The organism is Alcanivorax xiamenensis, assembly GCF_009846745.1.
In the GTDB taxonomy this organism is placed as follows: domain Bacteria; phylum Pseudomonadota; class Gammaproteobacteria; order Pseudomonadales; family Alcanivoracaceae; genus Alloalcanivorax; species Alloalcanivorax xiamenensis.
Map to the genome: position 1 here is coordinate 20,817 of NZ_AQPF01000027.1, position 12,118 is coordinate 32,934.

10 protein-coding genes are annotated in these 12,118 nt (G+C 62.5%); 8 read left to right on the top strand and 2 right to left on the bottom strand.

The features are described from left to right. Nucleotides 1-72 precede the first annotated feature (72 nt). From A6D6_RS14715 to recO, 7 genes are all read left to right on the top strand, one after another. Nucleotides 73-1,542: a DegQ family serine endoprotease gene (locus A6D6_RS14715; protein ID WP_159661149.1), complete on the top strand. Its 1,470-nt coding sequence runs from the start codon at nucleotides 73-75 to the stop codon at nucleotides 1,540-1,542. Between the two features lie 297 nt (nucleotides 1,543-1,839). Beyond that, a complete protein-coding gene (gene lepA, locus A6D6_RS14720) occupies nucleotides 1,840-3,639 on the top strand; it encodes a translation elongation factor 4 (RefSeq protein WP_133490632.1) in 1,800 nt (599 codons plus the stop codon). Next, a complete protein-coding gene (lepB, locus tag A6D6_RS14725; RefSeq protein ID WP_159661150.1) occupies nucleotides 3,639-4,427 on the top strand; it encodes a signal peptidase I in 789 nt (262 codons plus the stop codon). The genes lepA and lepB overlap by 1 nt, the downstream gene beginning before the upstream one ends. Nucleotides 4,428-4,431: 4 nt before the next feature. Beyond that, nucleotides 4,432-4,809: a DUF4845 domain-containing protein gene (locus tag A6D6_RS14730; protein ID WP_133490634.1), complete on the top strand. Its 378-nt coding sequence runs from the start codon at nucleotides 4,432-4,434 to the stop codon at nucleotides 4,807-4,809. Continuing rightward, the gene (gene rnc, locus A6D6_RS14735) at nucleotides 4,806-5,492 is read left to right on the top strand and encodes a ribonuclease III (RefSeq protein ID WP_133490635.1); all 687 of its coding nucleotides are present in this window, start codon (nucleotides 4,806-4,808) and stop codon (nucleotides 5,490-5,492) included. Before A6D6_RS14730 ends, rnc begins: the two co-directional genes overlap by 4 nt. Continuing rightward, nucleotides 5,485-6,393, top strand: a complete 909-nt coding sequence (gene era / locus A6D6_RS14740) for a GTPase Era (protein WP_133490636.1) — start codon at nucleotides 5,485-5,487, stop codon at nucleotides 6,391-6,393. The genes rnc and era overlap by 8 nt, the downstream gene beginning before the upstream one ends. Continuing rightward, nucleotides 6,371-7,054 carry a DNA repair protein RecO gene (recO, locus tag A6D6_RS14745; protein ID WP_133490637.1) on the top strand — a complete coding sequence of 228 codons (684 nt, stop codon included), beginning with the start codon at nucleotides 6,371-6,373 and terminating at the stop codon, nucleotides 7,052-7,054. The genes era and recO overlap by 23 nt, the downstream gene beginning before the upstream one ends. A gap of 188 nt (nucleotides 7,055-7,242) precedes the next feature. Here recO and pdxJ read toward each other — a convergent pair whose 3' ends face one another. Beyond that, the gene (gene pdxJ / locus A6D6_RS14750) at nucleotides 7,243-7,971 is read right to left on the bottom strand and encodes a pyridoxine 5'-phosphate synthase (protein WP_133490638.1); all 729 of its coding nucleotides are present in this window, start codon (nucleotides 7,969-7,971) and stop codon (nucleotides 7,243-7,245) included. Between the two features lie 247 nt (nucleotides 7,972-8,218). Next, nucleotides 8,219-10,933 (bottom strand): response regulator, encoded by a 2,715-nt coding sequence (locus tag A6D6_RS14755; RefSeq protein ID WP_159661151.1) that lies wholly within the window; start codon nucleotides 10,931-10,933, stop codon nucleotides 8,219-8,221. A 281-nt stretch (nucleotides 10,934-11,214) separates the two neighbouring features. Here A6D6_RS14755 and cysM point away from each other — a divergent pair, with 281 nt between their 5' ends. After that, complete coding sequence (gene cysM / locus A6D6_RS14760) at nucleotides 11,215-12,114, top strand: cysteine synthase CysM (RefSeq protein WP_133490640.1); 900 nt, start codon at nucleotides 11,215-11,217, stop codon at nucleotides 12,112-12,114. Nucleotides 12,115-12,118: the final 4 nt, after the last annotated feature.

Sequence of the window (12,118 nt, forward strand, 5' to 3'; positions counted from 1 at the left end):
CCGGAGTTTGTTTGGGGTAGAGAAGCCCTTCAAGGGTGGCAAGAGACTCCATCGATGCACAGGGAGCTTTCCATGGGAATGATTCAACACTATTTGTTGCCGCCGCTGCTGGCGGTGGGACTGGTGGTCGCTGGCTGCGGTGGTTCCGAGCAACAGGAGGCGCCGCCGGAGCAACCCAAAGCGGCCGCGCCAACCCAGGCGCAGCCGTCTTCCCGGCCGCTGGTCACCGGCTTGCCGGACTTCACCGCGCTGGTGGAGAAAGAGGGGCCGGCGGTGGTCAACATCAGTACCGTTACCCACCGTGACGCCAGCGACCAGCAACAGCAGATGGAGCAGCTGCCGGAATTCTTCCGCCGCTTCTTCGATGAATTCGGCGGCGGCATGCCGGAGCAGGAGGATGTTCGCTCCCTGGGCTCCGGCTTCATCATCTCCAGCGACGGCTATGTGCTGACCAACAATCACGTGGTCGCCGACGCCGACGAAATCGTGGTGCGCCTGCAGGACCGCCGGGAACTGGATGCGGAGCTGGTGGGCGCCGACGAGCAGAGCGACCTGGCCCTGCTCAAGGTGGAAGCCTCCGACCTGCCGGTGGTCAATATTGGTTCCTCCGAGGATCTCAGGGTGGGCGAATGGGTGCTGGCGATCGGCGCGCCGTTCGGCTTCGACAGCTCGGTAACCGCGGGCATCGTCAGCGCCAAGGGGCGCAGCCTGCCGTCGGACAACTACGTGCCGTTCATCCAGACCGACGTGGCCATCAACCCGGGCAACAGCGGCGGGCCGTTGTTCAACCTGAACGGCGAAGTGGTCGGCATCAATTCCCAGATCATCAGCCGCTCCGGCGGGTACATGGGGCTGAGTTTCGCCATCCCCATGGACATGGCCATGGACGTGGTGGAACAGCTCAAGGACACCGGCAAGGTGAGCCGGGGCTGGCTCGGCGTACTGGTTCAGGAAGTGGACCGGGATCTGGCCGAGTCCTTCGGCCTGGAGCGGCCCATGGGCGCGCTGGTGGCCCAGGTGGTGGACGGTTCTCCGGCCGCTGCCGCGGGCCTGCGGCCCGGTGACGTGATCATCGAGTTCGATGGTCACCAGATCGAGCGTTCCGGCGACCTGCCGAAGGTGGTCGGTACCATCAAACCGGACAGCGAGGTGGATCTGACGGTGATGCGTGACGGCGGCGAGAAAGACCTGTCGGTGACCGTGGGCCAATTGCCCGAGGATCCGCGCCAGGCCGCCGCTGGTGGTGGCAGCGAGAGCGCCCAGGGCGGCGTGCTCGGCCTGCAGGTGCGTGACGCCAGTGCCGCCGAGCTGGCCCGCGCCAAGGCCGAATCCGGTGTCGTCGTCGCCAAGGTGGAAGAGGGCCCGGCTCGCGCCGCCGGTGTCCGTAATGGCGATATCCTGGTGTCGCTGAACAACCAGCCGGTCAAGGACCTGGATACCTTGCGGGAGATCGTCAAGAACCTGCCCGAGAAAGGCACCGTGCCGGCTCTGGTCAATCGCGGCGGCAACGCCCGGTTCATCGCCCTCAAGTTGGGGCAGTGATGTGACCATCGCGGTGCAGGGACCACTGCTGTCCCACCATTCGCTGGCACGCTTACACGCAAACACGCCGGCACGCCAAGGCCAAAGCTGAATAGCCGGCCTTGGCGATATGAGTTGGCACTGCGCGTGTCAGCCCGCTCCCCACAGGGGGCTACAGGGTCGCTGCGGGAGTGGCCGGGTGCTCCGCTCGCGAGCCGCGATTGGCGTGTTAGCGTGCCCGGTGACCAACAACTTTGGTTGCCGGGTGCATAATCCGCTAGAATCGCCCTCCATCGTTTCGTTCCTTGGCGGCAATCTGTGACCGACATTACCCATATTCGCAACTTCTCCATCATCGCCCACATCGATCACGGCAAATCCACTCTGGCGGACCGCTTCATCCAGACCTGTGGCGGCCTCAGTGATCGGGAACTGAAGGAGCAGGTTCTCGATTCCATGGACCTGGAGCGCGAGCGCGGCATCACCATCAAGGCGCAAAGCGTGACGCTGCACTACACCGCTCGCAATGGGGAAACCTACCAGCTCAATTTTATCGATACCCCCGGCCACGTGGACTTCTCCTACGAGGTGTCGCGCTCGCTGTCGGCCTGCGAGGGGGCCTTGCTGGTGGTGGACGCCGCCCAGGGCGTGGAAGCGCAGTCGGTGGCCAACTGCTACACTGCCATCGAGCAGGATCTGGAAGTGCTGCCGGTGCTGAACAAGATCGACCTGCCGCAGGTGGAGCCGGAACGGGTCATTGAGGAAATCGAGGAGATCATCGGTCTCGACGCGGTGGACGCCTGCCGGGTATCGGCCAAGACCGGTATCGGCATCGAGGAGTTGCTGGAGCAATTGGTGGAGCGGATTCCGCCGCCGGAGGGCGAGCGCGACGGCCGCCTTCAGGCGCTGATCATTGACTCCTGGTTCGACAACTACATGGGCGTGATCTGCCTGGTACGGGTCAAGCACGGTCGCCTCAAGAAAGGCGACAAGATTGTGGTCAAATCCACCGGTCAGACCCATGTGGTGGACAGTCTCGGTATCTTCACCCCAAAACGCACCGAGACCAAACAACTGGAAGCCGGTGAGGTGGGCTGGGTCAGCGCCACCATCAAGGACATTCACGGGGCGCCGGTGGGCGACACCCTGACCCACGCCAATACCCTGGACGTACCGGCGTTGCCCGGCTTCCAGAAGGTCAAGCCGCAGGTTTACGCCGGCATGTTCCCGGTCTCCGCGGACGACTACGAGGATTTCCGCGACGCGCTGTCCAAGCTGGCGCTGAACGACGCTTCCCTGTTCTATGAGCCGGAAACCTCGGATGCCCTTGGCTTCGGCTTCCGCGTCGGTTTTCTCGGCATGCTGCACATGGAAATCATCCATGAGCGGCTGGAACGGGAATACGACATGGACCTGATCACCACGGCGCCCACCGTGGTGTACGAACTGATGCTCAGTGATGGCAGCCTGCTTTACGTGGACAACCCGTCCAAGCTGCCGGAAGGCAACAAGATCGAGGAATTCCGCGAACCCATCGCCCGCGTCAATATCCTGGTACCGCAGGAGTATGTGGGCAACGTGATCACCCTGTGCGTGGAGCGGCGCGGCGAGCAGAAAGGCATGCAGTACCTGGGCAAGCAAGTGTCGCTGGTGTACGACATTCCCATGGCCGAAGTGGTGCTGGATTTCTTCGATCGGTTGAAATCGGTAAGCCGTGGCTTCGCCTCCCTGGACTATGCCTTCGAGCGCTTCCAGGCCACCAAACTGGTGCGTGTGGACGTGTTGATCAATGGCGACAAGGTCGACGCGCTGGCGATGATCTGCCATCTGGATCAGTCCGCTCACCGTGGCCGGGTGCTGATCGAAAAGATGAAGGAACTGGTGCCTCGACAGATGTTCGACGTGGCGATTCAGGCCGCCATCGGCAGCAAGATCATTGCCCGTCAGACGGTCAAGGCATTGCGCAAGAACGTGACCGCCAAGTGTTACGGCGGTGACGTGTCTCGTAAGAAGAAGCTCCTCCAAAAACAGAAGGAGGGCAAGAAACGGATGAAGCAGGTGGGCAACGTGGAAATTCCCCAGGAGGCCTTCCTTGCCGTGCTGAAGGTGGATGACTGATGGATATAGATATTGGCTTCTGGTTGACCCTGGCGCTGCTGGTCACCGTGGTGGTATGGATACTCGACCGGCTGTTCAAACTGCGTCAGAGAGGCGGAAGCCTGGCCAGCACGGTGGAGACCTCGAACTCGTTGATTTCGGTGTTCTTCGTGGTGCTGGTGATCCGTTCTTTCGTGGTGGAACCGTTCACCATTCCCTCCGGGTCCATGCTGCCGACCCTGGAAGTGCACGACTTCATTCTGGTCAACAAGTTTTCCTATGGACTGCGCCTGCCGGTGACAAACACCAAGATCCTGGAAACCGGTGAACCGGAACGCGGCGATGTGATGGTGTTCAAGTTTCCGGAAAACCGTGCCCAGAATTTCATCAAACGGGTGATCGGTCTCCCCGGCGATGTAGTGGAAGTGCGTGATAATGTGGTGTATGTCAACGGTGAGGCGGTGGACCGTGATCTGATCAAGAATGGCAGCAACAGCCAGGCCTGGCGCCGTGAGTACATCGAAATGCTCGGCGAACACCCGCATCTGATCCGCCAGGAAGGCCCGGTCAATCCGTACACCGGGGACAAGGTCATTCCCCGTAACACCCAGGGCAAGTGGCAGGTACCCGAGGGGGAGTACTTTGTCATGGGTGACAATCGGGATAACAGCAACGACAGCCGTTTCTGGGGCTTTGTCCCCGAGGAACTGGTGGTGGGCAAGGCGTTCCTGATCTGGATGCACTGGGAACCGCTCTTCTCGCTGCCCAGCTTCTCCCGTAACGGCGCGATCGACAAAGTGGAGACATAACAAGATGAAAGGGCGCGCACGTCAGAGGGGGCTGTCCCTGTTGGGCTGGATCGTGGTGCTGATCGTTCTGGCGGTGTTTGGCACCGCCGCGTTCCGCATGGTGCCGGCGTACATGGAATACAACACCATCAAATCGGCGGTCGTCTCCCTGCTCGGAGACAGCAAGACCGCGCTGATGTCGGAGCGGGAAATCCGTGACGCGCTCAGCAAACGTTTCACCATCAACCAGGTCAACGCGATCAGCGCCAACGATCTGGCGGTGAGCAAGGAAGGTGGCCGTGTCGCGGTGGCGGTGGACTACGAAGTCCGTGAGCCGCTGTTCTACAATGTGTCCGTGGTGATGACGTTTCAGGATACCTTCAGCAAATCGGCGGCGCCGTGATCGAACACCGTGAGCGTTTGGAAAAAGCCCTGGGTTACCGCTTCAGTGACGGCGAACGGCTGGAACTGGCGCTGACCCATCGCAGCGTCAGCCGGCGCCACAACAATGAGCGGCTGGAATTCCTCGGTGACGCCCAGCTCAGCCAGATCATTTCCACTGAGCTGTTTCATCGTTTTCCGGACGCGGCGGAAGGGCAGCTGACCCGCATGCGCGCCTCGCTGGTGCGCGGCCAGACGCTGGCGGAAGTGGCCCGTGAACTGGGCCTGGGGGAATACCTGATTCTTGGTGGCGGCGAGCTGAAGAGCGGCGGCCACCGGCGTGAGTCCATCCTGGCCGATACCCTGGAGGCGCTGATCGGCGCCATGGTCATCGACGGCGGTGAAGAGGCCTGCCGCCGGGTGGTATTGAATTGGTTCGAGGCACGGCTGGCGGCGATCAGCCCGCAGAGCGTGCGCAAGGACGCCAAAACCCGCTTGCAGGAATGGCTGCAGGCGCGCAAATATGAATTACCCGTCTACGGCGTGCTGTCGGTGACCGGCCAGGCGCCCAAACAATCCTTTGAGGTGGAATGCGATCTGAGCGGCTTGAAGAAAACCTTCCGTGCCAGTGGCCCGAGCCGCCGGCGTGCCGAGCAGCAGGCCGCGGAGCAGGCTCTGGACTGGCTGGAGCAGACTCATGAGTGAATCCCGCCGCTGCGGCCTGGTGGCGATCATCGGCCGCCCCAATGTGGGCAAATCCACGCTGATGAACCATTTGATCGGCCAGAAAGTGAGTATTACCTCGCGCAAGCCGCAGACCACCCGTCACCGTATCCACGGCATTCTCTCCCGGGATGACTATCAGATCGTGTTTGCCGATACCCCGGGCATCCATACCGGTCAACAGCGGGCGCTGAATCGGGCCATGAACGAGGCGGCCATGTCGGCGTTGTCCGACGTGGACGTGATCTGTTTCATGGTGGACAGCGACAAGTGGAACGAAGGTGACGAGCACGTGCTGTCATTGCTGGCCCGGGCCGGCGACATCCCGGTGATCCTGGTGGTGAACAAAGTGGATCGCCTGGACGACAAAGCCGCCATGCTGCCGTTGCTGGACAAACTCAACCAACGCCATGAGTTCGCCGAAGTGATCCCTGTGTCGGCGCTGGGCGGGCACAACCTGGACGTGTTGGAACAGGCGCTGGCCTCGCGTTTGCCGGAAGGCGACTTCTGGTTCGACGAGGATCAGCTCACCGATCGCAGCTTGCGATTCATGGCGGCGGAAATCATCCGTGAGAAGGTGGTGCGGCAACTGGGTCAGGAAGTTCCGCATCAGGTCACCGTGGAAATCGATCTGTGGGAGGACGGTCCCCGTGTCACCGACATCGCCGCCACCATTCTGGTGGAACGGCGTGGCCAGAAAAAAATCCTTATCGGCGACAAAGGCGAGCGCATCAAGAGCATTGGCACCCAGGCCCGCCGCGACATCGAAAACCTGATCGAGCGCCGCGTCATGCTCAATTTGTGGGTAAAGATCAAAGCGGGCTGGTCCGACGATGATCGCGCCCTGCGCTCCCTGGGCTATGACAACTCGCGACAATCCTAACGGTCTCGAACCGGCCTGGTTGCTGCATCGGCGGCCGTTCCGCAACACCAGTCTGATTCTCGACCTGTTCCTGCCCGGCCGCGGCCGGGTCGGCGCGGTGGCCCGCGGCGGCCGTCGCAACCCGGCGCTGGCCCCGTTCGTGCCTCTGTGGGTACAACTGCAGCGGGGCAGCGGCGATCTCCATACTCTGCGTCAAGTCGAACCACGTGGCGCCGCCGTGGTCTTGACCGGCAACGCCTTGTATTGCGGCTTCTATCTCAACGAGCTGCTGATACGCCTGCTGCACCGTGACGATCCCCATCCGGACCTGTGGCCCGCCTATGAATACACTCTGAGCGAATTGAAAGGCGACACGCCCCTGGACGTGACCCTGCGCCGTTTCGAAATGGTGCTGCTGGAAGAAGTGGGCTATGGCCTGGTGCTCGAGCACGATGGCGAAGGGCAACCGCTCTCGCCGGAACTGCGCTACGGCTGGGTGCCGGACCTGGGATTGATACCCAACAAAAACGGCCACTCCGGCGCCGACCTGCAAGCCCTGGCCGAAGACCGCTGGGCCCCGGCGGTACGCCGCATGGCCAAACAACTGCTGCGCGAAGCCCTGGCCCCGCACCTGGGCGGAAAGCCGCTCAGGAGCCGCGAACTTTTTCGCGGCTCCAGCTGATAGTTGATAGTTGGATAGTTGACAGCGGAAAACAAAAGTCAAAAAACTCAATCTTTAGCCGCTGTGGGAAGCTTGCTTGCAAGCGAATACTGTTAACGCCTGAGTTGCCCCCATTCGCTTGCAAGCAAGCTTCCCACAGTAGCTAAGGAGACCTGTTTTTTTCGCTGTCAACGGTCCACTATCAACTGTCAGCTATTCTTTATGATGTCCCGCATCTCCCGCACCGCCTCGTGCAGGCCGCTGATGACCGCTTGGGCGATAATGGCATGGCCGATGTTGAGTTCGTTGATGCCGGGGATGGCGGCGATGTCACGGGTGTTGTGGTAGTGCAGGCCGTGGCCGGCGTTGACGATCAGTCCGGCATTCAGACCCAGCGCCACGCCTTCTCGCACCCGTTCCAGTTCCGCCCGCCGGGCCGCTTCGTCAGTAGCGTCGGCGTAATGTCCGGTATGGATCTCGATGGCCGGGGCGCCACAGCGCCGGGCGGCTTCGATCTGCGCCGGGTCGGCGTCGATGAACAGGGACACTTCGATGCCCGCGTCGCCCAGGCGGTCACAGCACGTCTTGATCCAGGCTTCGTTGCCGACCACATCCAAACCGCCTTCGGTGGTCAGTTCCTCGCGCTTTTCCGGCACCAGACAGCAATGGGCCGGACCAATGCGGCGGGCGATGCCAACCATTTCCTCGGTGGCCGCCATCTCCAGATTCATGCGTGTCTGCAGCGTCCGCGCCAGCAGTTCCACATCACGATCCTGGATATGCCGCCGATCCTCGCGCAGGTGCACGGTGATCCCATCGGCCCCGGCTTGCTCGGCCACCAGCGCCGCCTGCACCGGCTCCGGATAACGGGTGCCGCGGGCCTGCCGCAAAGTGGCAATGTGGTCGATGTTGACGCCGAGAAGAACGGAAGAAGGCATGGGGATGAGCACCGTGGGTTGGAAATGAACCGATATGATAACGGAAAAGACAGTGGGCAGTTGATAGTGGACCGTTGACAGCGGAAAAAACAAAAAACTCAATCTTTAGCCGCTGTGGGAAGCTTGCTTGCAAGCGAATGGGGGTTCGCTCGGGCGTTTGGCAATATTCGCTTGCAAGCAAGCTTCCCACAGCGGTTGAAGATCGAGCTTCTTTGTCCTTTTGTTTTCCGCTGTCAACGGTCCACTATCAACTGTCAGCTGCTCTTCCATGTTCTTGCACTTGCTCAATCTCCGCCAGCAATTGTCCCACCAGAGTATCCAGTTGAGCGTCCGGCTGGTGCCCCTTGAGGCCTTCCTCCAGGCGGCGGGCGGCTTGTTCCAGGCGCGGCGTGCCGCAGTAGCGGGTGGCGCCGTGGAGGCGGTGGACTCGCTCCAGCAGCTCTTCCTGGTCGCCGCTTCGCGCCAGATCACGGATGCCGGGGCCGTCCTGTTCCAGATTGTTGAGCAGCATGTCGAACATGTCGCGGGCCAGGGCGTCGCGGCCGCCGGCGCGCTTGCGGCCCAGTTCCGGGTCCACCACCGGGGTATCCGGTTCGATATCGGTGTCGGCGATGTTGTTTTCCGGTTGCGCCGGCGTACGGCTATGCTGGCCGAGCACCCAGCGTTCCAGAGTATGGCGTAGCTGCTCCTCGGTGATCGGCTTGCTCAGATAATCGTCCATGCCGGCGGCGAGCAGGGCGCGCTTTTCGTTTTCCAGGGCGTGGGCGGTGAGCGCGATGATTGGCGTTCTCTGGCTTTCGCCTTCCCGTTCACGCAGGGCCAGGGTGGTTTCCAGGCCATCCATGCCGGGCATGTGCACGTCCATGAAAATCAGGTCGAAGGTGCCCTGGCTGAACGCCTCCAGGGCCTCCTGGCCGCCGGCGCAGGGCACTACCCGGGCACCCAGCTCCTCAAGAAAAATACGCGCCAGTTTGAGATTGCCGGGATGATCGTCCACCACCAGCACGCGGGGATGGCAGCCCAGGGGCGTCAGCAATTCCTGATGGCGGGCGCGGTCGCCGCCCAGGCCGCTCAGCTCCAGCAGGGCGTCGCGCAAGCGTCGGCGGGTGGCGGGTTTTCCCAGCACCCGGCAACGGGGCTGGTCGGCCAGTTCGTCCGCCAGATAGTCGCCGTTGTTGGCCAGCACCAGCACCGGCGCCTGACTGTGCCGTGCCAGTCGCTGAATCAGTGGCGCCAGACCCACCGGGTCCCGGGTCATGGCCGGTACCCCGACCACATAGAAATCGGTGTCCGGCAGGTTCTCCGCCGCCAGCTGGGAATCCAGCACCTCCAGGCCCTGGATCTCGCTGACCCGCATGCGCCAGCCGGAAAACATATGGTACAGGCCGAGGCGGGCGTATTCGCTGGCTTCCACCAGGGTGACCGACAGCCGGGCCAGTTCCGCCGGCGGTGATTCCGGACGGGTGCCCACATCGCGCTCACAGCGCAGCGTGAACCAGAACGTGGAGCCCTGGCTGGGGGTGCTGTCGATGCCGATCTCACCGCCCATGCCTTCCACCAGGCGTTTGGAGATGGCCAATCCCAGCCCGGTGCCGCCGGCACGGCGGCTGGCGCTCTGGTCGGCCTGGGTGAAGGCGTTGAACAGGCTGCGCTGCACGTCTTCGCTGAGCCCGTTGCCGGTGTCGGTGACGGTGATCTTGACCACCGCCTCGGCGCCTTTCTGCTCCTCGAGCATGGCCCGTACCACCACCGAGCCGTGCTCGGTGAATTTGATCGCGTTGCTGACCAGATTGGTGAGCACCTGACGGATGCGCAGCGGGTCGCCGAGCAGGTGGGAGGGCAGATCGGAATAGATGATCGCCGCCTGCTCCAGGCCTTTTTCCTGGGCCAGTGGCGCCAGCATGGTCTGCACGTCCTCGATGATGTCGTGCAGGTTGAGCGGGATGTGCTCCAGCGACAGGCGACCGGCCTCGATCTTGGAGAAGTCGAGAATGTCGTTGATGATCGACAGCAACGCCTCCGCGCTCTTGCGGATGGTGTTCAGGTAATCCTGCTGGCGGGGAGACAGATCGGAGCGTTCCAGCAAGCGGGTGAAGCCGATGATGCCGTTCAGCGGCGTGCGAATCTCATGGCTCATGTTGGCCAGGAACTCGGATTTGATCTGGCTGGCCTTGAGCGCTTCCTTGCGCGCCATATCCAGTTCGATGTTCTGGATTTCGATGGTCTCCAGGGTTTCGCGCAGGTCCTGGGTGGCCTGGTCCACGTTCTTTTGCAGCTCCGCCTGGGCATCGTCCAGGGCGCCTACCATATTGCGCAGGCCGTCTTCCAGATCGGCCAGCTCACCCAGCGCGCCGGTTTTCGGCGGTGGGCTGAGGTCGCCGTCACGGACCCGGCGCACGGTGTCCAGCAGACCGCCGATCGGCAAGGTGACCTGGCCGGCCAGCCGCGACGCCGGAATCAACGCCAGCGCCATCAGCAGCATCACCACACCGAACATGGTGAGCACGGACTCGAGGATTTCCACGTACTGACCCTGGCGGGAAAACTCCACCGTCAGCAATTGGTTGGGCCGACCGGGCAGGGGGCGGACCAACTGCCAACTGGAGTCGGTGACCAGCCGGGCGCCGCCCACCTCGTTGGTTTCGCTGCGTTCCACCGGTCGCAGCCGGGGACCGGCGTGTAAATGCCAACCGGCACGGTGATCGGCCAGGCTGGCGGCGCGGACGTCCGGCTGCTCCAGCAGTTCGCGCAGCAGCTGATCCCGAGAGGTGTCCGGCATTCCTTCCAGGGCGGCGAGTCGGGCTGCGTAGCTGTCGATGATCAGTTGCTGACGCAGCGCATCGTCCACGCGCAGCTCCAGAATCCGGTTGATCAGCGCATAGCCGCCCACCACCAGCGCCGCCAACAGAGCGGGCAGTGCGGTCATCGCCATGATGCGGGTACGCAGACTGGAACGGGCCATATTCGCCTTATTACTATTCGGTGGCGGTCATTATGCCGGAGTTTGCGGTGGCTGCCAGTGGCGGGAGGGATTGTTCGCCTGCACGCAACACGCTTGCACGCCATGCTTGCTGGCCTTGTAGCGAGACGGGGAGGGCGGATTGCTTGGGAAGTCAGTCTCGTGGGTACGCAAACACGCTTGCTATTGTTTGCTGACGATCAGGCTTTCGGGTTTAGCGTGTTGCGTGCCAGCGTGCCAGCCAGCTATGGGCCCGCCATCGGGCTTGGGCTACAATGCCGACCATGAACTACAAAACCATTGAATCCACGGTTGGCAACACGCCGCTGGTGCGGCTGCGGCGGCTGCCGGGGAACACGACGAACACCATTCTGGTCAAGCTGGAAGGCAATAATCCCGCCGGTTCGGTGAAGGATCGCCCGGCGCTCAACATGATCCGCAAGGCGGAGGCGCGCGGCGAGATTCAACCCGGTGACACGCTGATCGAGGCCACCAGCGGTAACACCGGCATTGCCCTGGCGATGGCGGCGGCCATGCGCGGCTACAAGATGACATTGATCATGCCGGCCAATCAAAGTCAGGAGCGTCGCGACGCCATGGCCGCCTACGGCGCCGAGTTGATCTCGGTGAGCGCCGAGGAGGGCATGGAAGGCGCCCGGGATCTGGCCCAGGCAATGCAGGCGCGCGGTGAAGGCAAGGTGCTGGACCAGTTCGCCAACCCCGACAACCCGCTGGCCCACTATGAATCCACCGGGCCGGAAATCTGGCGCGACACCGGCGGCGGCGTCACCCATTTCGTCAGTTCCATGGGCACCACCGGGACCATCATGGGCTGCAGCATGTATCTCAAGGAACAGAATCCGGAGATCCAGATCATAGGCCTGCAACCCACCGACGGCGCCTCAATCCCGGGCATTCGCCGCTGGCCCAAGGAATATCTGCCGAGCATCTACGATGACGCGCGGGTGGATCAGGTCATCGATATGACCCAGGAGCGGGCCGAGGCCATCATGCGTCGTCTGGCCCGGGAAGAAGGTATCTTCTGCGGGGTGTCCTCCGGCGGCGCGGTGGCCGGGGCGCTGCAACTGTCCGAGCAGTTGGAAAACGCCGTGATCGTGGCGATCATCTGTGACCGGGGTGACCGCTATCTGTCCACCGGTGTGTTTTCCTCCGGTCAGGAGTAAGCGG

What these genes read in the sequence shown, in the direction of transcription:
- cysM (WP_133490640.1), top strand. Translation starts at nt 11,215, where the DNA reads ATGAACTACAAAACCATTGAATCCACGGTTGGCAACACGCCGCTGGTG.
- A6D6_RS14715 (WP_159661149.1), top strand. Translation starts at nt 73, where the DNA reads ATGGGAATGATTCAACACTATTTGTTGCCGCCGCTGCTGGCGGTGGGA.
- A6D6_RS14730 (WP_133490634.1), top strand. Translation starts at nt 4,432, where the DNA reads ATGAAAGGGCGCGCACGTCAGAGGGGGCTGTCCCTGTTGGGCTGGATC.
- lepB (WP_159661150.1), top strand. Translation starts at nt 3,639, where the DNA reads ATGGATATAGATATTGGCTTCTGGTTGACCCTGGCGCTGCTGGTCACC.
- recO (WP_133490637.1), top strand. Translation starts at nt 6,371, where the DNA reads ATGACAACTCGCGACAATCCTAACGGTCTCGAACCGGCCTGGTTGCTG.
- pdxJ (WP_133490638.1), bottom strand. Translation starts at nt 7,971, where the DNA reads ATGCCTTCTTCCGTTCTTCTCGGCGTCAACATCGACCACATTGCCACT.
- era (WP_133490636.1), top strand. Translation starts at nt 5,485, where the DNA reads ATGAGTGAATCCCGCCGCTGCGGCCTGGTGGCGATCATCGGCCGCCCC.
- A6D6_RS14755 (WP_159661151.1), bottom strand. Translation starts at nt 10,933, where the DNA reads ATGGCCCGTTCCAGTCTGCGTACCCGCATCATGGCGATGACCGCACTG.